This is a genomic window from Rathayibacter sp. AY1H2, assembly GCF_002931985.1.
Classification (GTDB): domain Bacteria; phylum Actinomycetota; class Actinomycetes; order Actinomycetales; family Microbacteriaceae; genus Rathayibacter.
The window spans coordinates 16,961-38,389 of record NZ_PSUV01000026.1 but is presented as its reverse complement, the minus strand read 5'-3'; the positions used below and the strand labels follow the sequence as shown (position 1 = coordinate 38,389).

Below are 21,429 nucleotides of genomic sequence, written 5' to 3'. Positions count from 1 at the left end.
GGGGTGGAGGGGCGACCGAGGGCGAAGGCCCGAGGAGGGCGGCGCGTAGACTGGGGCGGCCATGATCCAGACTCTCGACCTCCGCGGCCGTCGTCCCTCCTCCGCCGAGCTCCTCGCCCTCGTGCCCCGCAATCCGGGCACCTCCGCCTCCGTCGGGCCCGTCGTCGCCGAGCTGATCGCCGACGTCCGAGAACGCGGCGCGGAGGCGCTCCTCGACCAGGCGGAGCGGCTGGACGGCGTGCGCCCCCCGCACCTCCGCGTGCCCGCCGAGCAGATCGCCGAGGCGCTCGACCGCCTCGACCCGGCCATCCGCAGCGCACTCGAGGAGGCGATCGCGCGCGTCCGCCGCGCCAGCGCCGCGCAGATCCCCCCGCCCCGCACCACCGAGCTCGACGACGGCGCCACGGTCACCCAGCGCTGGCAGCCCGTCGCCCGCGCCGGGCTGTACGTCCCCGGCGGCAAGGCGGTCTACCCGTCGAGCGTCGTCATGAACGCCGTGCCCGCGCAGGCCGCCGGAGTCGCCTCCATCGCCCTGGTCTCGCCGCCGCAGAAGGCGTTCGGCGGCTCCGTCCACCCCACGATCCTCGCGGCGGCCGCTCTGCTCGGCATCGACGAGGTCTACGCGGTCGGAGGCGCCGGAGCCGTCGCCGCACTGGCCTACGGCGTCGACTCGATCGGGCTGGACCCCGTCAGCATCATCACCGGGCCGGGCAACGTCTGGGTCACCACCGCGAAGCGCCAGGTGCTCGGGCAGGTCGGCATCGACTCCGAGGCGGGCCCGACCGAGATCCTCGTGATCGCCGACGACTCCGCCGACCCGCGCCTGGTCGCCGCCGACCTGGTCAGCCAGGCCGAGCACGACGAGGCCGCCTCCGCGGTCCTGGTCACCGACAGCGCCGAGCTCGCCGCCGCCGTCGAGCGCGAGGTCGCCGTCCAGGCCGCCGCCACCCACCACGCGGAGCGCGTGGCCATCGCACTCGACGGCCCGCAGTCCGCGCTCGTGATCGTCGACGACCTCGAGCTCGCCTGCGCGTTCAGCGACGCCTACGGCCCCGAGCACCTCGAGCTGCACACGGCCGACCCCGTCGCGACGGCCGAGCGGATCCACGACGCCGGCGCGATCTTCCTCGGCCCGACCACCCCGGTGAGCCTGGGCGACTACCTCGCCGGCTCCAACCACGTGCTCCCGACGCTGGGGCAGGCGCGCTTCTCCTCCGGGCTCGGCGCCTACACCTTCCTCCGGCCGCAGCAGCTGATCTCCTACGACCGCGGTGCGCTCGAGCGCGTCGCCCCGCACATCCGCGCTCTCAGCGACGCCGAGGCGCTGCCCGCCCACGGCGACGCCGTCGACGCCCGCTTCGCCTGAGACCGAGAGGCCCTCGATGTTCTGCCCCTTCTGCCGGCACCCCGACTCCCGAGTGATCGACTCGCGCACGAGCGACGACGGCCTCTCGATCCGCCGCCGCCGGCAGTGCCCGTCGTGCGGCCGGCGCTTCTCGACGACCGAGACCGCGAGCCTCGTCGTGATCAAGCGCAGCGGAGTCGTGGAACCGTTCAGCCGCGAGAAGATCGTCAGCGGCGTCCGGAAGGCCTGCCAGGGCCGGCCCGTCACCGACACCGATCTGGCCGTGCTCGCGCAGCGGGTGGAGGAGAGCATCCGCTCCACGGGCGCCTCGCAGATCGACGCGAACGACATCGGCCTCGCCATCCTGCCGCCGCTGCGCGAGCTCGACGAGGTGGCCTACCTCCGCTTCGCGAGCGTCTACCAGGCGTTCGACTCGCTGGACGACTTCGAGTCGGCGATCACCCTGCTCCGCGCCGAGCGCACCTCCGTGCCCCACAGCGCCGACGAGATCTGAGGCCCGGGTGTACCCGCTCCTGTTCCGCACCGTCCTGCGCCGCCTCGACCCGGAGCGGGCGCACCACCTGAGCTTCCCGGTGATCCGGGCCCTCGGAGCCCTCGCTCCGGTCCTGCGCCGGACCACCGTCCCGCGCGGAACGCCCGCGGTCGAGACGCTCGGCCTCCGCTTCGAGACCCCGTTCGGCGTCGCGGCCGGCTTCGACAAGGACGCCACCGCGGTCCTGGGCTTCGGCGCGCTCGGCTTCGGACACGTCGAGGTCGGGACCCTGACCGCTCGGGCGCAGCCGGGCAACGACCGGCCGCGCCTCTTCCGGCTGATCGCGGACCGCGCCGTCGTCAACAGGATGGGCTTCAACAATCACGGCGCCGAGGCCGCGGCGCAACGGCTGATCCGGCTGCGCAGCGCGCGCCGCCGCCCCGTGATCGGCGTGAACATCGGCAAGAGCCGGGTGGTCGAGGTGGACGACGCGATCGAGGACTACCTGATCAGCACGCGCCTGCTCGCGCCGCTCGCCGACTACCTCGTCGTGAACGTCAGCTCGCCGAACACCCCCGGGCTCCGCGGCCTGCAGGAGATCGACCGCCTCGAGCCGCTCCTCGCGGCCGTCAAGGACGCCGCCGACACGACGCCCCTGCTGGTCAAGATCGCCCCGGACCTCTCCGACGACGAGGTCGGCCGGGTCGCCGAGCTCGCCGTCCGCCTGGGTCTGGACGGGATCATCGCGACCAACACCACACTCTCCCGGGAGGGCCTCTCGACCGACCGCGCCGTGGTCGAGGCGGCCGGCGCCGGCGGCCTCTCCGGTGCCCCGCTGGCCGCGCGCTCGCTCGAGGTGCTCCGCGTGATCCGCGGCGTCGTCCCCGCGGCCTTCTGCGTGATCTCCGTCGGAGGAGTCGAGACGGCCGAGGACGTGCGCGAGCGCCTCGACGCGGGCGCCACCCTCGTCCAGGGCTACACCGCCTTCATCTACCGCGGGCCCCTGTGGGCTCGGGACATCAACCGGGGACTGGCCCGCGCCTCCTGACCCGCCGTGCACCACGAAGGGCCCCCGGAGCCGCGCGAGGCGCGACCGCAGGGGCCCTTCGTGGTCCGCCGTCCGACTACTCGGGGAAGGCGCGGCGCTTGACCTGGGGCTTCGGCAGGCGCATGACGCGCAGCTGGAGGGCGCGCATCGCGGCGTACCAGCGGATGCCCTTCTCGACCTTGTCGGCGCCGTAGCGCTCGGCGAGCTTCCGGCGCATCCGCATGCCGAGGAGGATGCAGTCGATCACCGCGAGGAGGAAGAACACCCAGAGGATGACGAGCGTCGCGTACTGCAGCTCCGGCTGCGGGAAGAAGCTCAGCAGCAGGACGACGACCATCACCGGGATGAGGAACTCGCCGAGGCTGAAGCGTGCGTCGACCCAGTCGCGCACGAACTTGCGCTGAGGACCCTTGTCGCGCAGCGGCAGGTAGCGCTGGTCACCGGCGGCCAGGCCGATGCGGGCCTGCTCGCGTGACACGGCGGCCTTCTCGCGGGCGTCGCGGGCGGCCTGCTTGCGGTCGGTGACGACCAGCGGACGCTTGCGGGCCAGCTCCTGCTCGCGCCGGGTCGGCGTCGGCCGGCCCTTCCCGGAGCCGGGCGAGCCGGCGTCGTCGGGCGTGTCGGTTGCGATCGGGTGCTTGGCCACGGGGAACGTCCTTGGAATCGGGGGTCTCTTAAGATTACCTCCATGGCTCACGACGCTCCGACTCCGCCCGCACTCTCCTCCGACGAGGAGGCCGTCCTCGCCGCCGTCCGCGACGATCTGCCGCGCTCGCTCGCCCAGCTCGGGCAGCTCGTGCGGATCCCGTCCGTCTCGTGGGGCGGCTTCGACGCCACCCGCGTGGCCGCCAGCGCCGAGGCCATCGCCGAGCTCGCGCGCGAGACGGGCGTCTTCGACGACGTCGCGATCCACAGCGCCACGATCGACGGCACCGACGTGCTCGGCCAGCCTGCCGTCCTGGCCACCCGCGCCGCCCGCAACGGAGCGCCGACCGTCCTCCTCTACGCCCACCACGACGTTCAGCCGCAGGGCGCCGAGTCGGCGTGGGAGACGCCTCCGTTCGAGCCGACCGTGCGCGGCGACCGCCTGTACGGGCGCGGTGCCGCCGACGACAAGGCGGGAGTCGTGTCCCACCTCGCCGCGGTGCGCGCACTCCGCGAGGTCGCGGGCGAGGACCACGACCTCGGGCTCGTCCTCTTCATCGAGGGGGAGGAGGAGTTCGGGTCGCGCTCGTTCCCCACCTTCCTCCGCGAGCACCACGACGCCCTCCGCGCGGATGCGATCATCGTCGCCGACAGCGACAACTGGGACGTCGACACCCCCGCGCTGACGGTGGGCCTGCGCGGCAACGTCACCTTCACCCTCACCGTCAGCACTCTCGCGCACGCCTCGCACTCGGGCATGCTCGGCGGAGCGGTCCCGGACGCGATGCTCGCGGCGGTCCGCCTGCTCGCGACGCTCTGGAACGAGGACGGCTCGGTCGCCGTCGCCGGCCTCACCGAGCACGACGGAGCGGTGCCCGAGACGACCGAGGAGGACCTCCGCCGCGACTCCGGGCTGCTCGACGGGGTCTCGCCGATCGGCACCGGCGCGATCCTCTCGCGCCTGTGGTCGAAGCCGGCCGTCACGGTCACCGGGATCGACGCGCCCAGCGTCGTCGACGCCTCCAACACCCTCGTCCCGTCCGTGCGCGTGAAGATCAGCGCCCGCATCGCCCCCGGCCAGGACGCGGAGGAGGCGTTCGCCGCCATCGAGAGCCACCTCCGGGCGAACTCCCCGTTCGGCGCCCACCTCGCGATCGAGGACGTCGACACCGGCAGTCCGTTCCTGGTCGACGCGACCGGCTGGGCCGTGGACCTGGTGAAGGGCGCGATGGCGGACGCCTGGGGACGCGAGCCTCTCGAGACCGGGATCGGCGGGAGCATCCCGTTCATCGCCGACCTCGTGCGCGAGTTCCCCGAGGCGCAGATCCTCGTCACCGGTGTCGAGGACCCCGACTCGCGCGCGCACAGCCCCAACGAGTCGCTGCACCTGGGCGTCTTCAAGCGCGCCGCGCAGACCGAGGCGCTGTTCCTGCTCCGCGCCGCCGCTCACCGCGACTGACCACCGGTCGTGGAATACCCGGGTGACCACCCGGGTTGCAGCCGTAGAATCCCGGAAGGCACGACGACCGTTCCGCCCGTCCCCTGAGGAGTGACATGTCAGACACACTGACCGACCAGACGGCGACCCCCCTCGCCACCCCGCCCAGCGCGGCCCACGGCGTCTCGATGACCCCGACCGCCGCCGCCAAGGTCAAGAGCCTGCTCGAGCAGGAGGGCCGCGACGACCTGCGCCTGCGCGTCGCGGTGCAGCCCGGCGGCTGCTCCGGCCTCATCTACCAGCTCTACTTCGACGAGCGCACCCTCGACGGCGACGCCGCGGTGGAGTTCGAGGGCGTCGGCCTCGTCGTCGACAAGATGAGCGTCCCCTACCTCGACGGCGCCTCGATCGACTTCGAGGACACCATCCAGAAGCAGGGCTTCACCATCGACAACCCCAACGCGGGCGGCAGCTGCGCCTGCGGCGACAGCTTCCACTGACGCCGCGCGGCCCCGGGCCGCAGCGCCTCCGAACGGCGTCCGACAGTCCACTCCGGTGGCCCGTCGGGCGCCGTTCGTCATGACTGCACCACTCGACCGGGACGTCAAGAGCGGGTCGTCGTGCACCGGGCCGCCGGAGCGGAAGGGTAGGCTGGAGCCGGTCTAATACAGTTTCGTGTGAACTGGTCCCCAGTCTTCCGAAAGGTCACCGGTGCGCTTCAATCGCCGAATCCGCAGATGGGTCGCTGCCCCCGTCGCAGGAGCCCTCGCCCTCGTCCTCGCGGGCTGCACGCAAGAGCAGCTCCAGGGCTGGCTCCCCACCGAACCCGGCACGACGAACCACGTCGACCGCGTCATCGGACTCTGGGTCACCTCCTGGATCGTCCTGCTCGCCGTCGGCGTCGTCACGTGGGGTCTCACCATCTGGGCGGTGGTAGTCTACCGCCGTCGCAAGGGGCAGACCGGCCTGCCGGTCCAGCTGCGCTACAACATGCCGATCGAGATCTTCTACACGATCGTGCCGCTGATCCTCGTGATCGGCTTCTTCGCCTTCACCGCGCGCGACCAGGCCGCCATCGAGCAGCCCTACGACGACCCGGACGAGACCATCCAGGTGTACGGCAAGCAGTGGGCGTGGGACTTCAACTACGTCGACGAGGACGTCTACTCCGCCGGCATCCAGGGCCAGTACCAGGAGGGCGGAGACGCCGCCGGCTCGCTCGTCGAGTCCGAGATCCCCACGCTCTACCTGCCCGTCGGACAGAAGATCAAGATCCAGCTCGACGCGCGCGACGTGATCCACTCCTTCTGGGTCGTCGACTTCCTCTACAAGAAGGACATGATCCCCGGCAAGACGAACTACATGTACGTCACGCCTCTCAAGGAGGGGACCTACGCGGGCAAGTGCGCCGAGCTCTGCGGCGAGTACCACTCCGCGATGCTCTTCAACGTCAAGGTCGTCTCGCAGGGCGAGTACGACGACTACATCCAGTCGCTGCGCGACGCGGGCCAGACCGGTCAGCTCGGCGCCGAGTACAACCGCAATTCGAACCTTCCCGGAACCGGCGCGCCGGCCCGCGAGAACGAGGAGTAAGGGAGCATGAGCACCGCCACGGCACCCCGCCCGACGCGCACCGCCGGCACTCCGCCGGTCCAGCGCAAGGCGAACGTCCTCGTCCGCTGGATGACGTCGACCGACCACAAGGTCATCGGGTACATGTACCTGATCACGTCGTTCATCTACTTCTGCATCGCCGGCGTGATGGCACTCGTCATCCGCGCCCAGCTGTTCGAGCCCGGCCTGAACGTGGTCGAGACGCGCGAGCAGTACAACCAGCTGTTCACGATGCACGGCACGATCATGCTGCTGATGTTCGCGACGCCGCTCTTCGCCGGGTTCGCCAACGTCCTGATGCCGCTGCAGATCGGCGCCCCCGACGTCGCGTTCCCCCGCCTCAACGCCTTCGCGTACTGGCTCTACAGCTTCGGCTCGCTCATCGCGGTCGCCGGATTCGTCACCCCGCAGGGTGCGGCGTCCTTCGGCTGGTTCGCGTACGCGCCACTGTCGAGCACGACGTTCTCACCAGGGCTCGGCGGCAATCTCTGGGTCTTCGGCCTCGCGCTCTCGGGCTTCGGCACGATCCTCGGCGCGGTGAACTTCATCACGACGATCATCACGATGCGCGCCCCCGGCATGACGATGTTCCGGATGCCGATCTTCACCTGGAACATCCTGGTGACGTCGATCCTCGTGCTGCTCGCGTTCCCGGTGCTCGCCGCCGCGATGTTCGCCCTCGGCGCCGACCGGGTGTTCGACGCCCACATCTACGATGCGGCCAACGGCGGTGTCCTGCTCTGGCAGCACCTGTTCTGGTTCTTCGGCCACCCCGAGGTGTACATCATCGCGCTGCCGTTCTTCGGCATCGTGTCCGAGGTCTTCCCGGTCTTCAGCCGCAAGCCGATCTTCGGCTACAAGACGCTGATCTACGCGACCATCGCGATCGCCGCCCTCTCCGTGACGGTGTGGGCGCACCACATGTACGTCACCGGATCGGTCCTGCTGCCGTTCTTCTCGCTGATGACCATGCTCATCGCGGTTCCGACCGGCGTGAAGATCTTCAACTGGGTCGGCACCATGTGGCGCGGATCGGTGACCTTCGAGACCCCGATGATCTGGGCGATCGGCTTCCTGATCACCTTCACCTTCGGTGGACTCACCGGCGTGATCCTCGCGTCGCCCCCGCTCGACTTCCACGTCTCGGACTCGTACTTCGTGGTGGCGCACTTCCACTACGTCGTGTTCGGAACCGTCGTCTTCGCGATGTTCTCGGGCTTCTACTTCTGGTGGCCCAAGTGGACCGGCAAGATGCTGAACGAGACGCTGGGCAAGTGGCACTTCTGGCTGCTGTTCATCGGCTTCCACACCACCTTCCTCATCCAGCACTGGCTGGGCGTCGTCGGCATGCCGCGCCGCTACGCCAGCTACCTGCCCGAGGACGGCTTCACCTGGATGAACCAGGTGTCGACGGTCGGAGCGATGATCCTCGCGGTGTCGCTGATCCCGTTCTTCCTGAACGTGTACATCACGGCCCGCAAGGCGCCCAAGGTGACGGTGAACGACCCGTGGGGCTTCTCCCGGTCGCTCGAGTGGGCCACCTCGTGCCCGCCGCCCCGCCACAACTTCACCTCGATCCCGCGCATCCGCAGCGAGGCCCCGGCGTTCGACCTCAACCACCCCGAGGCCGGTATCCCCGTCGGAATCGGTCCGGCGAAGGACGCTCCGGACGCCCCCACGTACGACAAGTCCGAAGGCACGGTGAAGTAGGGCCATGCGCGCCAACGTCAATCTCTTCTGGCTCCTCGCGGGCTTCTTCCTCCTCGCCGACATCACGTACATCGTGTGGTCGCTGCTCGACACGGGCCAGGTGGAGTGGGTCGGCACCGTCGGCATCGGCCTCTCGGCCGTGCTGGGCGCGTTCATCGCGTTCTACGTCGGCCGCGTCCACAAGGCGCAGGGTGCCGAGCTCCCCGAGGACCGCCTCGATGCGGACATCGATGACGGAGACCCCGAGCTGGGCTTCTTCAGCCCGTGGAGCTGGTGGCCGCTGATCCTGGGCGGTTCCGCGGCCCTCGGATTCCTCGGCCTGGCCGTGGGGTTCTGGATCACCTACATCGCCGTCGGACTCTTCCTGGTCGCCATCGCCGGCTGGGTGTACGAGTACTACCGCGGGTACTTCGCCCGCTAGGGCGCATCGCTCGGCCGAGGGCCGGGTGCACGAGGGCTTCGGCTCCGTGCACCCGGCCTTTTCGCTTATCCAGGAGGAAGGGACACGCGGTCGGGACCCGGTCGGCTCGGCCGTTCGGCTTCGTGCAGGGGCGTCGCTCGCCGATCAGTGGGGGATCGAGCCTCCCGGTGAGAGCAGGGACATCCGGGTGAGAGCCGGGAGTGAGGGCCGGGGCCGCTCAGTGAGGGATGACGAGCTGAGCGGGATCTCTCTTGGTGTCCTGCTGGCAGGACACAGAGGCGTTCCGCGCGGAGGCGCACGTTTGGGAACATCCGACTGCCCGCGACGCGGAAGCTCGCAGGGGAGCGCAGCGGGCGGCGTCGAGCAGCAGCGTCGGGCCGCGTCGTCACCCTTCCAGAGCAGCGCTGCGACGGCTCCTGCTCCGGTCACGGGTGAGCGGGCTACGCCTGTGGCGGCTCTCCGGTGCGCTTGTGGGTGTGCCGGCGGTGGTGGCCGCTACGGTCGCCGATACTGCTGCGCCTGCGGCCGTACTGGGCCTGCCGCGCCTGTTCTGGCGCCTGCGCTGCCCTACGGACTCCTGCACACCGTTCCGACCCCAGCGGAGCCCGCACCCCGGCGGAACCGCGGGCGCCCCTGCGGCTCTTAGAGTTCCTCGGTACGTCTAGCGGGTCGTGCCGGTCGGTGCGAGCACAAGGAGCCTGAGACGCCGCTGCAGCGACGGTCGTCGAGGCCCGGAGGTCGCATCCTCTGTCTCACCGGCGAGCGTCGCCGTCGCCGATCACAGAGGGCTCGGCCGTGAGCGGGGGAGGGCAGTCCTGACAGGCCTGCTGAGAATGGGTGCCCTCGAACCGATGCCGAGTGTCTCGACGTGGACGGGGACGGGGAGCTCATCGGACGACGACACTGCGACTATGCAGACAGGCTGGATCACTCGGTGATCCGAGGGAGGCGGACGTCTCCAGCTCGGCGGTCAGATGGCATCTCGTGATCCGCGGAGCGGGGGCCTCGCCGTCCGGAGGATCGCCTCACGTTCCTGCCGGCTTGTCGCCGTCGAGGCGCTGTGATCCGGTCTCACCGGCTCTCGGTCCACCGCCGACCTCCACCGCGCCGGAGGACAGGCGCCGCCCCGCTGCAGGAACGACGAAGGGCTCGGACGAATGAACGTCCGGGCCCTTCGGGGGGAGGATCAGTGCTCGCTGTGCGAGCTCTCGAGCTCCTTCTGGGTGACGGGGGTGATCCGGTCCTCGAAGAACCAGCGGGAGAGGCCGGCGCGGACGCGCTGCGGGGCGGTGATGCGGCCACGCGAGTCCGGACGGATCATCAGGGGCTCGTACTCGTCCTGACCGACGAGCTTCCAGCGCTCGTACTCGTCGAGCTGCTGGTGCACCTCGATGAACTCGCCGCCGGGGAGGCGGACGATGCGGCCAGACTCGAAGCCGTGCAGCGCGATCTCGCGGTCCTTCTTCTGTAGCGCCAGGCAGATGCGCTTGGTGATGAAGTACGCGATGAACGGACCCGCGATGAGCAGGAACTGCAGGCTGTGGATCACGCCCTCCATCGTGAGGTGGAAGTGCGTCGCGATGAGGTCGGACGACGCGGCGGCCCAGAGGACGGCGTAGAAGCTGACTCCGGCGGCGCCGATCGCGGTGCGGGTCGCGGCGTTGCGCGGGCGGTCGAGCAGGTGGTGCTCGCGCTTGTCACCGGTGATCCACGCCTCGAGGAACGGGTAGAGCATGACCACGGCGATGAACAGTCCGAGACCGACGAGCGGGATCAGGATGTTGAACGACAGGGTTCCGATGCCCGGGATGGCCCACTCGAGTCCCGGCGGGACGAGGCGCAGGGCGCCGTCGGCGAACCCGATGTACCAGTCGGGCTGGGTTCCCGCGGAGACGGGCGAGGGGTCGTACGGGCCGTAGTTCCAGATCGGGTTGATCGTGAACAGCGAGGCGATGAGGACGACGACGCCGAAGACGATGAAGAAGAATCCACCGGCCTTCGCGGCGTAGACCGGCAGCACCGGGTAGCCGACGACGTTCTGCTCGGTCTTGCCCGCACCGGGGAACTGGGTGTGCTTGTGGACGACCACGAACACGAGGTGGAGGGCGATGAACGCGAGCACCAGCGCCGGCAGCAGCAGGATGTGCAGCGTGTAGAGGCGGCCGACGATGTCGGTGCCCGGGAACTCGCCGCCGAAGAGCAGGAACGAGATCCAGGTGCCGACGATCGGGATGCCCTTGACCATGCCGTCGATGATGCGGAGGCCGTTGCCCGAGAGCAGGTCGTCGGGGAGCGAGTAGCCGGTGAAGCCCTCGGCCATCGCGAGGATGAAGAGGACGAAGCCGATGACCCAGTTGAGCTCGCGGGGCTTGCGGAACGCACCGGTGAAGAAGATGCGCAGCATGTGCAGGCCGATCGAGGCCACGAACAGCAGCGCCGCCCAGTGGTGGATCTGCCGCATCAGCAGGCCGCCGCGGATGTCGAAGGAGATGTCGAGCGAGGACGACATCGCCGCCGACATCTCGATGCCCTTGAGGGGCAGATAGCTGCCCTCGTAGTGCGTCTCGACCATCGAGGCCTGGAAGAAGAAGGTGAGGAACGTGCCCGACAGCAGGATGATGACGAAGCTGTAGAGCGCGACCTCGCCGAGGAGGAAGGACCAGTGGTCGGGGAAGATCTTGCGACCGAACTCCTTGACGACCGCGGAGATGCTCGTGCGCTCGTCGATGTAGTTCGACGCCGCTCCGACGTACCCCTTCTGGAACTTGCCGGATCCGAGGATGACGCCGTCCTCGGGCTCCGCGGGGGAGCTGGAGGGGCGTGAGGGGGTGGTGGTGGACATGTGAGTCATCGCTCCCAGAAGGACGGTCCGACGGGCTCCGTGAAGTCGCTTCTGGCGACCAGGTAACCCTCGGCGTCGACGGTGATGGGGAGCTGCGGAAGCGGACGCTTCGCCGGGCCGAAGATGACGGCGGCCTCGCGCGTGATGTCGAATTGCGACTGGTGGCACGGGCACAGCAGGTGGTGGGTCTGCTGCTCGTACAGCGCCACAGGGCATCCGACGTGCGTGCAGATCTTGGAGTAGGCGACGATTCCGTCGTAGTTCCAGGTCTCGCGACCCTCACTGACGATGAGGTCCTCCGGCTTCAGGCGCATCAGGAGGACGGCGGCCTTGGCCTTCTCCTCCAGCTTGCCCTCGGCGTCGTTGAGACCCTCGGGGATGACGTGGAAGGCGGATCCGAGGGTGACGTTCGATGCGAGGATCGGCGCTCCCGACGGGTCCAGGGTGAGCCTCGTGCCCTCTTCCCACAGGGTGGTCTTGAGGAGGGCGACGGGGTTCTGGTCCTGCGGGCCGAGGCCCCGGAACAGGATCACGGCGGGCAGGGGGAACACGACGAGGGAGGCGATCAGGCTGTTCCGGACGAGGGAGCGGCGGCCGAAGCCGGACTCCTTGTCGGACTGGTCGAAGATCTCGAGCGCACGGGCGCGGGTGGGCTCCGCGCTGCGGACGGGGTGGCGGATGTCGATGCCCTCGTGGTCCGACATCAGCTGCTTGCCCCAGTGGACGGCGGCGATGCCGATGCCCAGGAGCGCGAGGGACATGCCCAGGCCGATGAACAGCGTGTTCAGCCGGACCGACGCGACGTCCTCGGTGATCGGGAACGCCATGTAGGCGGCGACCGCGAAGATCGAGCCCGCGAAGGAGAGGTAGAAGAGCGTGTACACCGTGCGCTCGGCACGCTTCTCGACCTTGGGGTCGAGGTCGGTCATCCGGGGGCGGTGCGGCGGGAGGCCCGGGTCCTGGACGCGGTCCCGCGTCACGACCGCGGTGCCGGCCGGAGCCGTTCCGTGCCCGGTGGCCGACGAGGTGGCGAGGTCCGTGCCACCCTCATCGTGCTCTGCCATGGTTCTCCTTTTCACGCCGTGTCGGCACCAGTCGGTGCCGTGGGTCAGTCGCGCCCGTCAGGGCGCTGCAGTCGTCTAGTTGGATCGGGCGGTGATCCACACCGTCAGGGCCACGATCGCGCCGAGGCCGAAGATCCAGAGGAACAGGCCCTCCGCGACCGGCCCGAGGGAGCCGAGCGCGAATCCGCCCGGGGACGGGTTGGCCTCGATGTACTTGAGGTACGAGATGATGTCGCGCTTGTCCTCGGGCGAGATGTTCAGGTCGTTGAAGACCGGCATGTTCTGCGGGCCGGTGACCATCGCCTCGTAGATGTGCGCCTCGGTCACGCCGCCCAGCGGGGGAGCGAACTTGCCCTCGGTGAGCGCGCCGCCGGCCCCGGCGACGTTGTGGCACATGGCGCAGTTGATGCGGAACAGCTCGGCGCCGTTCGCCGCGTCACCCTGTCCGTCGAGGACCTCGCCCTCGGGGATCGCGGGGCCGGGGGCCAGCGACGCGACGTAGGCGGCGAGCTCGCCGACCTGCTCGTCGGTGAACTGCACCGGCTTCTCGAGCGCCTGGGGGCCGTGCATCTGCATCGGCATGCGGCCGGTGCCGACCTGGAAGTCGACCGACGCCGCGCCCACTCCGATGAGGGAGGGAGCGTTGTCGGTGCCCGCGGCGTCGAGGCCGTGGCAGGTAGCGCAGTTCGCGGCGAAGAGCTTCGAGCCCTCGTCGATCGTCTGCTGGCTGGTGGACGACGTCTCCGCGGAGGCGGACGTCGCGACACCGACCGCGGCGTAGGTCCCGCCGGTGAGCCCGAGGCCGATGGCGATCAGGGCCAGGGTGGCGAGCGGGTGGCGGCGACCCTTCTTGGCTCGGCTCTTCGTCTTCGGGGAGGCCATCGAGGCGTCCTTCCTGCGGGGGTCGGGAGTGGAGTGGGGCATCGGCGGGCGCGTCACTTGAGGAAGTAGATGACGGCGAACAGGCCGACCCAGACGACGTCGACGAAGTGCCAGTAGTACGAGACGACGATGGCGCTCGTCGCCTCCTTGTGGCCGAAGTTCTTGACCGCGAAGCCGCGGCCGATGACGAGGAGGAACGCGATGAGGCCTCCGGTGACGTGCAGGGCGTGGAAGCCGGTCGTCAGGTAGAAGGCGGAGCCGTAGGCGTTGCTGGAGAGCGTGACGCCCTCGGAGACGAGGGTCGCGTACTCGAGCACCTGGCCGGAGACGAAGACCGCGCCCAGGGCGTAGGTGAGGAAGAACCACTCGACCATGCCCCACTTGAACGGGCTGAGGCCCGTCGCGCGCGGCTGCAGCCGCTCGGCGGCGAACACGCCGAACTGGCAGCTGAACGACGAGGCCACGAGGATCACCGTGTTCACGCCCGCGTAGGGGACGTTGAGGATCTGGGTCTCGGCGCCCCAGAGCTCGGGAGAGGTGCTGCGCAGGGTGAAGTAGATCGCGAAGAGGCCCGCGAAGAACATGACCTCGCTGCCCAGCCAGACGATCGTTCCGACCGCGACCGGGTTGGGTCGGTTCACTACGGGCGCGGTGGCCGTGGGGGAGAGAGAGGTGCTCGTCACACAGACCATTATGGCCGATGGCAGGGGAGGGAAGTCGCACTAGCCGGGAGGCGATCCTCGTCGCATAATCTGGGAGCCATGTCGGAAACCCTGTCCTGGCCGCACGTTCTCAGCGCACTCCTCGAGTCCTCCGATCTGAGCGTCTCCGAGGCGACGTGGGCCATGGAGCAGGTGATGGAGGGCGCGGCGACTCCGGCGCAGCTCGCCGGACTGCTGGTGGCCCTCCGGGCGAAGGGCGAGACCGTCGACGAGATCGTCGGCTTCCGCGACGCGATCCTCGACCACGCGGTGCCGCTGGACGTGGACCCGATGGCCCTGGACATCGTCGGTACCGGCGGGGACCGCTTCGGGACCGTCAACATCTCCTCCACCGCGTCGATCATCGCGGCCGCGGCCGGCACGCCCGTCGTGAAGCACGGGAACAAGGCCGCGTCCTCCTCCTCCGGCTCCTCCGACGTGCTCGCGGCACTCGGGGTCGACCTCTCCCTCTCCCCCGAGCGGGTGGCCGAGGTGTTCCGGCGGACGGGGATCGCCTTCGTCTTCGCGTCCCTCTTCCACCCCGGCTTCCGGCACGCCGGTCCGGTGCGCGCCGAGCTGGGCGTGCCGACGGTGTTCAACTTCCTCGGCCCGCTCTGCAATCCGGCGCGTCCCGAGGCGTCGGCGGTCGGAGTGGCGCACCTCGACCGGGTGCCGCTGGTCGTCGGCGTGTTCCGGACGCGCGGGGCGACGGCTCTGGTGTTCCGCGGGGACGACGGCCTCGACGAGCTCACGACCACGGGTCACAGCCACATCTGGGAGGTGTCGCGCGGCTCCGTGGTCGAGCACGACCTCGATCCGCGCGACCTGGGCCTGCCCCGCGCGCGGATCGACGAGCTGCGCGGCCGCGACGCCGCCTACAACGCGAGCGTGGTGCGCTCGGTGCTCGGGGGAGACGGCGGCCCCGTCCGCGACATCGTCCTTCTGAACGCGGCCGCGGGCCTCGCGGCGTTCGACCTGGCGCGCGACCCGGACCTGGTGCGCACGCCCGTCCTGGAGCGCCTGCGGACGTCGATGGACCGCGCGGCGGAGGCCGTCGACTCCGGGGCCGCCACGGCCAAGCTCGAGGAGTGGGTCCGCGAGACGCAGCGCGCCGTCGTCCCGCTGCCGTAGGCGCGAGCGCAGGGCGTAACGTGGGGCTGCTGTCCGCGACGGTGCGGGCGGCGATCCACCACGCGCCGGATCGCCCGCAGGTCACGGGACGCCCGAGTGGTGGCCCGATCCTGGAGGAGACCTCGATGAAGAAGCTCATCAACGACCCGAAGAACGTCGTCACGGAGTCGGTGGCCGGCTTCGGCCTGGCGCACGCCGACCTGGTCCGGGTGGTGTCGGATCCCCTGTTCGTAGTGCGGGCCGACGCGCCCCGCTCGGGCAAGGTGGGCATCGTCAGCGGAGGCGGCAGCGGGCACGAGCCGCTGCACGCGGGCTTCGTCGGATTCGGGATGCTGGACGCCGCCGTCCCCGGTCCCGTCTTCACCTCGCCCACGCCCGACCCGATCGTCGCGGCCACGCAGGCCGTCGACGGCGGTGCGGGTGTGCTGCACATCGTGAAGAACTACACGGGCGACGTCCTGAACTTCGAGACCGCGGCCGACCTCGCCGGCGCCGAGGGGATCGAGGTGCGCAGCGTGATCGTCGACGACGACGTCGCGGTGAAGGACTCGCTCTACACCGCGGGCCGCCGCGGCGTGGCCGGCACCGTGCTGGTCGAGCGGATCGCGGGCGCCGCGGCCGAGCGGGGCGACTCCCTCGACGAGGTCGCGACGATCGCCGAGACGGTGATCGCGAACGTGCGCTCGATGGGCGTCGCCCTCACGCCGTGCATCGTCCCGCACGCGGGCGAGCCGAGCTTCGAGCTGGGCGAGGACGAGATCGAGATCGGCATCGGCATCCACGGCGAGCCCGGCCGGGAGAAGATCGCGCTGGAGCCGGCCGACCGCATCGTCGACCGGATCCTCGGCCCGATCCTGGAGGACCTGCCGTTCTCCTCCGGGGACGAGGTGCTGCTCCTGGTGAACGGCATGGGCGGCACGCCGCAGATCGAGCTGTACCTCGCCTACCGGCGCGCAGCCGAGGCGCTGGCCGAGAAGGGGATCACCGTCGCACGCAGCCTCGTCGGCAACTACACGACGTCGCTCGAGATGCAGGGCTTCTCGCTCACCGTCCTCAAGCTCGACGACGCCCTGACCGAGCTGTGGGACTCCCCGGTGCAGACCGCGGCGCTGCGGTGGGGACGCTGAGCGCCCGCGCGCACACCATGACCGGAACGACAGCCGCAGGAGCGGCGCACGAGGAGGAGACGACCATGCAGGACGCACAGGGAGCCGGGCTCGACGCGGTATGGGCGACGGCGTGGATCCGCCGCGCCGCCGAGTCGATCGCGGAGCACCGGGTCGAGCTGATCACGCTCGACCGGGCGATCGGCGACGGGGACCACGGCGAGAACATGGACCGCGGCTTCCAGGCCGTGGTCGCGAAGCTGGATGCGGCGCCGGAGCAGGGGGTCCCGGCGGACGTGCTCAAGCTGGTCGCGACGACGCTCATCTCCACCGTCGGCGGCGCCTCGGGCCCGCTGTTCGGCACGGCGTTCCTGAAGGCCTCCGCCGCGGTCGCGGGCGAGGTCGCGCTCGAGGGCGCGGACGTCGCAGCGCTCCTGGCCGCGGCGAGGGACGGCATCGTGCTCCGCGGCAAGGCCGAGGTGGGCGACAAGACGATGGTGGACGCGTGGACGCCGGCGGTCGACGCGGCCGCGGCCGCCGCCGAGGAGGGAGCGGCTCCGGCCGACGTCCTCGCCGCGGCGGCGGAGGCGGCGCAGAGGGGAGCGGAGTCGACGGACCCGCTGGTCGCCCGCAAGGGACGCGCCAGCTACCTCGGCGAGCGCGCCATCGGGCACCGTGATCCCGGCAGCGTGTCGACCGTTCTCCTGCTCCGCGCAGCAGCCGAGGCGGCGGCGTGAGCGTCGGGCTGGTCCTGGTCTCGCACAGCGCGCAGCTGGCGGAGGGGCTGGTCGAGCTCGCGGAGCAGATGGCGGCCTCGGTCGCGCTGGTCGCCGCGGGCGGGACGGACGACGGTGGCATCGGCACCAGCTTCGACCGCATCACGGCGGCCCTGGCGGACGCGGACTCCGGCGAGGGGGTCGTCGTCCTCTGCGACCTCGGCTCGGCGATCATGACGGCGGAGACCGCGGTCGAGTTCCTCGACGACGACGCGCGCGCCCGGGTCCGGATCGCCGACGCCCCGCTGGTGGAGGGGGCGGTCGCGGCCGCCGTCGCCGCGGGCACGGGGGCGTCGCTGGACGAGGTGCTCGCCGCCGCGGAGTCGGCCCGGGGCGAGGCGCTCGCTGCTCCCGCCGAGGAGGCCTCGCCCGGTGACGAGCGCGTGCAGCGCCGCGTCCGCCTCATCAACCCGAACGGCCTGCACGCCCGTCCCGCGGCCGACTTCGTGACGCTCGCCGCCACCTTCGACGCCCGGATCGACGCGAACGGCAAGGACGCCACCAGCCTGCTCGGCGTGATGTCGCTGGGGCTCGACCGCGGGGACGAGGTCGTCCTCTCGGCGTCGGGGCCGCAGGCCCAGGAGGCGGTCGGCCGGCTCGGCGATCTGGTCGAGTCGGGCTTCGGCGAGGTGTAGCGCGCCGTCGACCGGTCCAGGGACCGCGGAGGCGCCTCCTCCTACGCTGAGCGCATGGCCCTCCGCGAAACCCGACCCCCGTCCGTCCTGCTCCGCCGACTCGTCACCGTCCCGCGCGTCGTGCGCCGGGCGGACGCTCGTGCGGCCCGGCGGCTGAACGCCCGTCGCCCGTCGCCCGTCGTCGACGGGGCGCTCGTGGGGCTCTCCCGGGCCGCGGACCACGGAGTCCTCTGGGCCGGCGTCGGCGTTCTGCTGCTCCTGGCGGGCCGTCCCCGCGAGGCTCTGCGGGGGACCGCCTCGCTCGCCGCGGCCAGCGCGCTCGCGAACCTGGTCGGCAAGCGCGTGTTCGGCGGCGACCGGCCGCTCCTCGTCGACGTCCCGGTCGGCCGGCGCCTGGCGACGGTGCCGACGTCGGCGTCCTTCCCCTCGGGGCACGCGGCGAGCGCCGCCGCCTTCGCCGCCGGGGTCGCGCTCGAGTCGCCCCGAGTGGGGGCGGCGGTCGCCCCGCTCGCCGCCGCCGTGGCCTTCTCCCGCCTGCACGTCGGCGTCCACTGGCTCTCGGACGTCCTCGGCGGCGCGGCGCTCGGCGCGGCGGTCGCGGTCGTCGACCGAGCCGTCCTGCCGGCCGAGCCGCGCCACGTGCCCGTCTCGGAGCGCGCGACCCGGCCCCCCGTCGACCGCAGCCCGCTGGGGGACGGCGCCGCCCTCCTCGTGGTCCTCAACCCCGGCGCGGGCCGGGACTCGCACCGCCCCGATCCCGAGCCGCTGGTCCGAGCCCGGTTTCCGAAGGCGCGCGTGCACCGGCTGACCGAGGGGGAGGACCTCGCCGACGTGGTGCGCGAGGCGCGCTCGGGGGACTCTCCGCCCCGGGTGCTCGGGATCCACGGCGGGGACGGGACCATGTCGGTCGGTGCCGCTCTCGCCCGCGCCGAGGGGATGACGCTGCTCGTGCTGCCGGGCGGGACCATGAACCACTTCGCGAAGGCGCTGGGGCTGCTCACCGTCCAGGACGCGCTCGACGCGGCGACGATCGGCGAGCGCCGCGACGTCGACGTGGCCGAGGTCGTCGCGGACGGGGGAGACCCGGTCACGGTGCTCAACACGGTCTCGATCGGCGTCTACCCGGAGTTCGTCGCGGCCCGCGAGAAGCGCGAGAAGCGGATCGGGAAGCCGCTCGCCGCCGTGATCGCGGCCCTCTCGGTCGTGCGGCGCACCGATCCGTTCGAGCTCCGGCGCGACGGGCGCACGCAGCTCGTCTGGTCGTACTTCGTCGGGGTGAACCAGGAGCACCCGCGCACGGCCGCCCCGCTCGCCCGGCGTCGGCTCGACGACGGCCACCTCGACGTGCGCATCCTGCACTCAGGACGGACTCCGCGCACCCGGGGAGCGTTCTCGCTCCTGCTCGGCCGTACGGCGACCCCGGTGGTCGGCCGTGTGCCCGGCTGGCGGGCACCGGTGGTGGAGTCGTTCTCGACGCCGGAGATCACCGTCGGGGCGCGCCGGCCCGCGGGGGACGACCCCGAGTGGGCGCACGACGGCGAGACCGAGCGCTTCGACGGCTCCCGCGACGGATTCGACGAGGCCGTGGTGCGGATCGTGCCGCTGGGCCTGCGGGTCTACGCGACCGCCGACTAGGGGGCGGTGCCGGCCCGGTCCCCGCCGTCCGGATCCGCCAGCAGCTCGGCCAGCGCGTCGAGGGCGGCGACCTGCCCGGCCACGACCAGCGAGCGGGCCTCGTCGAGCGGGTGCCACCGGGCGTCCTCCAGCTCGGGGAAGCTGCGCAGCACGCCGGAGCCCCGCGGCCACTCCAGCTCGAAGGTGTTGCTCGCGACGAAGGCGGTGTCCGCGAGTCCGCGCCCGGCGAAGACGGTGACGGTCTTGGCCGCGCTCTGCCGGAACGCACCGAGGAGGGTCAGTTCCCCGTCGGGCGGAGGAGCGCCGGTCTCCTCCTCGAATTCTCGGCGCGCGGCGTCCAGCGGCGTCTCGTCGCCCGCGTGCACGCCCTTCGGGATCGTCCACGCGCGGGGGCGCCGGGTCCAGAAGGGGCCGCCCATCCGCCCGAGGAACACCTCGGTGCCGGAGGGGCCCTCGCGGTGCAGCAGGATCCCCGCGCTCGTCACCGCGGCCATCGCGTCTCTCCGGTCATCCCGCCATCCTGCCCCGCGCCCGTGGAAGGATCGGCAGGACCCGCCCGCGACCGCACGGAGTGAACCATGCACGACCACGAGATCCTCCGACAGCTGCGCGACGCGCTCGGAGACGCGGTCCTGACCGAGGGCCCCGGGTTCGAGGCCGTGCACACCGACAAGTCGGGCTTCTCCGCACCGGGTCGCGCGCTCGCGCTCGTCGCTGCCCGCTCGGTCGAGGACGTGCAGGCGGCGCTGCGCATAGCGACGGAGCATCGGCTCCCGGTCGTGCCGCGCGGAGCGGGAACGGGCCTCGCTGCCGGGGGAGTGGCGAGCGAGGGAGCGCTCGTCCTCTCGACCGCCGCCATGGACCGCATCCTCGAGGTGTCGCTCGAGGACGAGCTGGCGGTCGTCGAGCCCGGGGTCATCAATCAGGCGCTGTCGGACGCGGTCGCTCCACACGGCCTCGTCTTCTCGCCCGACCCCGCGAGCCGCGCGATCTCGAGCATCGGCGGCAACATCGCGACGAACGCCGGGGGGCTGCTGTGCGCCAAGTACGGCGTGACCCGGGAAGCGGTGCTCGGGTTGACGGTCGTCCTCCCCGACGGACGACTGCTCCGCACCGGCCGCCGCAGCGTGAAGGGAGTCACCGGGTACGACCTCACCGCGCTCCTGACCGGCTCCGAGGGGACGCTGGGCGTCATCGTGGAGGCCACCGTGAAGCTCCGCCCGATCCCGACCGGGCGCGTGGTCACGGTCGGCGCGTACTTTCCGAGCGTCGTCGCCGCGGCCGCCGCCTCCGCTGCGATCACCGCCGCGCGGCTCCGTCCCGCGGTGATGGAGCTGATGGACGAGGCGGCGCTCGCCGCGATCTCGCGCTACACCGGAGCGGCCCTGGACCGCGGTGCCGCCTACCTCCTCGTCCAGACGGACGGCGGAGGAGCGGCGGAGGAGTCGCAGCGCGTCCTCGAGATCGTGACCGCCTCCGGGGGCGCCGCCGAGGCGACCGAGGACCCGGCCGAGGGCGAGGCTCTGCTGGCCGTCCGCCGGGCATTCCACCCGGCGCTCGAGGCGGAGGGCCGGGTGCTGATCGAGGACGTCTGCGTGCCCCGCTCGGCGCTGCCGGCGATGTTCGCGGCGATCCGCGGCATCGAGGAGCGGACGGGGCTCAGCATCCCCACCGTCGCCCACGCGGGGGACGGGAACCTCCATCCGAACTTCGTGCTGCCCGCGGGGGACGGACCCGTGGGGGAGGACGTCTGGGACGCCGCCGCGGAGCTCTTCCGCACGGCACTGGCCCTCGGCGGCACGCTCACGGGCGAGCACGGCGTGGGACTGCTCAAGCGGCGCTGGCTGGCGGAGGAGCTGGGCGAGGACTCGCTGGCGCTCCAGCGCGGGATCAAGGCCGTGTTCGACCCGCTGGGGATCATGAACCCGGGGAAGGTCTTCTGA

At 71.4% G+C, this 21,429-nt stretch carries 20 protein-coding genes; 14 read left to right on the top strand and 6 right to left on the bottom strand.

Annotated elements, in window-relative coordinates:
- Positions 1-61: 61 nt before the first annotated feature.
- The 3 genes from hisD to C5C29_RS15435 are packed head-to-tail and all read left to right on the top strand — an operon-like array spanning position 62 to position 2,886.
- Positions 62-1,366 (top strand): histidinol dehydrogenase, encoded by a 1,305-nt coding sequence (gene hisD, locus C5C29_RS15445; protein WP_104224658.1) that lies wholly within the window; start codon positions 62-64, stop codon positions 1,364-1,366.
- A gap of 16 nt (positions 1,367-1,382) precedes the next feature.
- Positions 1,383-1,859, top strand: a complete 477-nt coding sequence (gene nrdR, locus C5C29_RS15440) for a transcriptional regulator NrdR (protein WP_104224657.1) — start codon at positions 1,383-1,385, stop codon at positions 1,857-1,859.
- 7 nt (positions 1,860-1,866) lie between these two features.
- The gene (locus C5C29_RS15435; RefSeq protein WP_104224656.1) at positions 1,867-2,886 is read left to right on the top strand and encodes a quinone-dependent dihydroorotate dehydrogenase; all 1,020 of its coding nucleotides are present in this window, start codon (positions 1,867-1,869) and stop codon (positions 2,884-2,886) included.
- Positions 2,887-2,962: 76 nt separating this feature from the next.
- On the opposite strand, the gene C5C29_RS15430 is transcribed toward C5C29_RS15435, so the two are convergent.
- The gene (locus C5C29_RS15430; protein WP_181027102.1) at positions 2,963-3,532 is read right to left on the bottom strand and encodes a DUF3043 domain-containing protein; all 570 of its coding nucleotides are present in this window, start codon (positions 3,530-3,532) and stop codon (positions 2,963-2,965) included.
- A gap of 42 nt (positions 3,533-3,574) precedes the next feature.
- On the opposite strand from C5C29_RS15430, the gene C5C29_RS15425 reads away from it, so the two are divergent.
- The 5 genes from C5C29_RS15425 to C5C29_RS15405 all read left to right on the top strand — a co-directional run bounded on the left by C5C29_RS15425 (position 3,575) and on the right by C5C29_RS15405 (position 8,714).
- A complete protein-coding gene (locus tag C5C29_RS15425) occupies positions 3,575-4,990 on the top strand; it encodes a dipeptidase (protein WP_104224655.1) in 1,416 nt (471 codons plus the stop codon).
- Positions 4,991-5,085: 95 nt separating this feature from the next.
- Positions 5,086-5,469 carry an iron-sulfur cluster insertion protein ErpA gene (gene erpA / locus C5C29_RS15420; RefSeq protein WP_104224654.1) on the top strand — a complete coding sequence of 128 codons (384 nt, stop codon included), beginning with the start codon at positions 5,086-5,088 and terminating at the stop codon, positions 5,467-5,469.
- A gap of 211 nt (positions 5,470-5,680) precedes the next feature.
- On the top strand, positions 5,681-6,562 hold the full coding sequence (gene coxB, locus C5C29_RS15415; RefSeq protein WP_104224653.1) for a cytochrome c oxidase subunit II: 882 nt from the start codon (positions 5,681-5,683) through the stop codon (positions 6,560-6,562).
- A gap of 6 nt (positions 6,563-6,568) precedes the next feature.
- Complete coding sequence (gene ctaD, locus C5C29_RS15410; protein WP_104224652.1) at positions 6,569-8,293, top strand: cytochrome c oxidase subunit I; 1,725 nt, start codon at positions 6,569-6,571, stop codon at positions 8,291-8,293.
- A 4-nt stretch (positions 8,294-8,297) separates the two neighbouring features.
- Positions 8,298-8,714: a cytochrome c oxidase subunit 4 gene (locus tag C5C29_RS15405; protein ID WP_104224651.1), complete on the top strand. Its 417-nt coding sequence runs from the start codon at positions 8,298-8,300 to the stop codon at positions 8,712-8,714.
- A gap of 1,186 nt (positions 8,715-9,900) precedes the next feature.
- On the opposite strand, the gene C5C29_RS15400 is transcribed toward C5C29_RS15405, so the two are convergent.
- The 4 genes from C5C29_RS15400 to C5C29_RS15385 all read right to left on the bottom strand — a co-directional run bounded on the left by C5C29_RS15400 (position 9,901) and on the right by C5C29_RS15385 (position 14,194).
- The gene (locus tag C5C29_RS15400; protein WP_104224650.1) at positions 9,901-11,556 is read right to left on the bottom strand and encodes a ubiquinol-cytochrome c reductase cytochrome b subunit; all 1,656 of its coding nucleotides are present in this window, start codon (positions 11,554-11,556) and stop codon (positions 9,901-9,903) included.
- A gap of 5 nt (positions 11,557-11,561) precedes the next feature.
- Positions 11,562-12,620: a ubiquinol-cytochrome c reductase iron-sulfur subunit gene (locus tag C5C29_RS15395; RefSeq protein WP_104224649.1), complete on the bottom strand. Its 1,059-nt coding sequence runs from the start codon at positions 12,618-12,620 to the stop codon at positions 11,562-11,564.
- Positions 12,621-12,695: 75 nt separating this feature from the next.
- Positions 12,696-13,502, bottom strand: coding sequence for a c-type cytochrome (locus tag C5C29_RS15390; protein WP_104224648.1), 807 nt, complete (start codon positions 13,500-13,502; stop codon positions 12,696-12,698).
- 53 nt (positions 13,503-13,555) lie between these two features.
- Positions 13,556-14,194 (bottom strand): heme-copper oxidase subunit III, encoded by a 639-nt coding sequence (locus tag C5C29_RS15385; RefSeq protein WP_104224647.1) that lies wholly within the window; start codon positions 14,192-14,194, stop codon positions 13,556-13,558.
- A 69-nt stretch (positions 14,195-14,263) separates the two neighbouring features.
- Here C5C29_RS15385 and trpD point away from each other — a divergent pair, with 69 nt between their 5' ends.
- The 5 genes from trpD (at position 14,264) to C5C29_RS15360 (ending at position 19,486) form a co-directional block, all read left to right on the top strand.
- The gene (gene trpD / locus C5C29_RS15380; protein ID WP_104224646.1) at positions 14,264-15,334 is read left to right on the top strand and encodes an anthranilate phosphoribosyltransferase; all 1,071 of its coding nucleotides are present in this window, start codon (positions 14,264-14,266) and stop codon (positions 15,332-15,334) included.
- A 125-nt stretch (positions 15,335-15,459) separates the two neighbouring features.
- On the top strand, positions 15,460-16,461 hold the full coding sequence (gene dhaK / locus C5C29_RS15375) for a dihydroxyacetone kinase subunit DhaK (protein ID WP_104224645.1): 1,002 nt from the start codon (positions 15,460-15,462) through the stop codon (positions 16,459-16,461).
- A gap of 65 nt (positions 16,462-16,526) precedes the next feature.
- Positions 16,527-17,177 carry a dihydroxyacetone kinase subunit DhaL gene (dhaL, locus tag C5C29_RS15370; RefSeq protein WP_104224664.1) on the top strand — a complete coding sequence of 217 codons (651 nt, stop codon included), beginning with the start codon at positions 16,527-16,529 and terminating at the stop codon, positions 17,175-17,177.
- Positions 17,174-17,851, top strand: coding sequence for a dihydroxyacetone kinase phosphoryl donor subunit DhaM (dhaM, locus tag C5C29_RS15365; RefSeq protein WP_104224644.1), 678 nt, complete (start codon positions 17,174-17,176; stop codon positions 17,849-17,851). The genes dhaL and dhaM overlap by 4 nt, the downstream gene beginning before the upstream one ends.
- 54 nt (positions 17,852-17,905) lie before the next feature.
- Positions 17,906-19,486 (top strand): bifunctional phosphatase PAP2/diacylglycerol kinase family protein, encoded by a 1,581-nt coding sequence (locus C5C29_RS15360; protein ID WP_104224643.1) that lies wholly within the window; start codon positions 17,906-17,908, stop codon positions 19,484-19,486.
- On the opposite strand, the gene C5C29_RS15355 is transcribed toward C5C29_RS15360, so the two are convergent.
- Positions 19,483-19,980, bottom strand: coding sequence for an NUDIX domain-containing protein (locus C5C29_RS15355; RefSeq protein WP_104224642.1), 498 nt, complete (start codon positions 19,978-19,980; stop codon positions 19,483-19,485). The two genes, C5C29_RS15360 and C5C29_RS15355, sit on opposite strands and share 4 nt — an antisense overlap.
- A gap of 84 nt (positions 19,981-20,064) precedes the next feature.
- Here C5C29_RS15355 and C5C29_RS15350 point away from each other — a divergent pair, with 84 nt between their 5' ends.
- Positions 20,065-21,429, top strand: a complete 1,365-nt coding sequence (locus C5C29_RS15350) for an FAD-binding oxidoreductase (RefSeq protein ID WP_104224641.1) — start codon at positions 20,065-20,067, stop codon at positions 21,427-21,429.

Bases quoted from the DNA above. Each gene is read 5' to 3' on its own strand.
- C5C29_RS15360 (WP_104224643.1), top strand. From the start codon at position 17,906: ATGGCCCTCCGCGAAACCCGACCCCCGTCCGTCCTGCTCCGCCGACTC.
- nrdR (WP_104224657.1), top strand. From the start codon at position 1,383: ATGTTCTGCCCCTTCTGCCGGCACCCCGACTCCCGAGTGATCGACTCG.
- C5C29_RS15395 (WP_104224649.1), bottom strand. From the start codon at position 12,620: ATGGCAGAGCACGATGAGGGTGGCACGGACCTCGCCACCTCGTCGGCC.
- ctaD (WP_104224652.1), top strand. From the start codon at position 6,569: ATGAGCACCGCCACGGCACCCCGCCCGACGCGCACCGCCGGCACTCCG.
- C5C29_RS15405 (WP_104224651.1), top strand. From the start codon at position 8,298: ATGCGCGCCAACGTCAATCTCTTCTGGCTCCTCGCGGGCTTCTTCCTC.
- C5C29_RS15390 (WP_104224648.1), bottom strand. From the start codon at position 13,502: ATGGCCTCCCCGAAGACGAAGAGCCGAGCCAAGAAGGGTCGCCGCCAC.
- dhaK (WP_104224645.1), top strand. From the start codon at position 15,460: ATGAAGAAGCTCATCAACGACCCGAAGAACGTCGTCACGGAGTCGGTG.
- dhaL (WP_104224664.1), top strand. From the start codon at position 16,527: ATGCAGGACGCACAGGGAGCCGGGCTCGACGCGGTATGGGCGACGGCG.
- C5C29_RS15355 (WP_104224642.1), bottom strand. From the start codon at position 19,980: ATGGCCGCGGTGACGAGCGCGGGGATCCTGCTGCACCGCGAGGGCCCC.
- hisD (WP_104224658.1), top strand. From the start codon at position 62: ATGATCCAGACTCTCGACCTCCGCGGCCGTCGTCCCTCCTCCGCCGAG.
- C5C29_RS15385 (WP_104224647.1), bottom strand. From the start codon at position 14,194: ATGGTCTGTGTGACGAGCACCTCTCTCTCCCCCACGGCCACCGCGCCC.
- erpA (WP_104224654.1), top strand. From the start codon at position 5,086: ATGTCAGACACACTGACCGACCAGACGGCGACCCCCCTCGCCACCCCG.
- C5C29_RS15425 (WP_104224655.1), top strand. From the start codon at position 3,575: ATGGCTCACGACGCTCCGACTCCGCCCGCACTCTCCTCCGACGAGGAG.
- trpD (WP_104224646.1), top strand. From the start codon at position 14,264: ATGTCGGAAACCCTGTCCTGGCCGCACGTTCTCAGCGCACTCCTCGAG.
- C5C29_RS15350 (WP_104224641.1), top strand. From the start codon at position 20,065: ATGCACGACCACGAGATCCTCCGACAGCTGCGCGACGCGCTCGGAGAC.
- C5C29_RS15400 (WP_104224650.1), bottom strand. From the start codon at position 11,556: ATGTCCACCACCACCCCCTCACGCCCCTCCAGCTCCCCCGCGGAGCCC.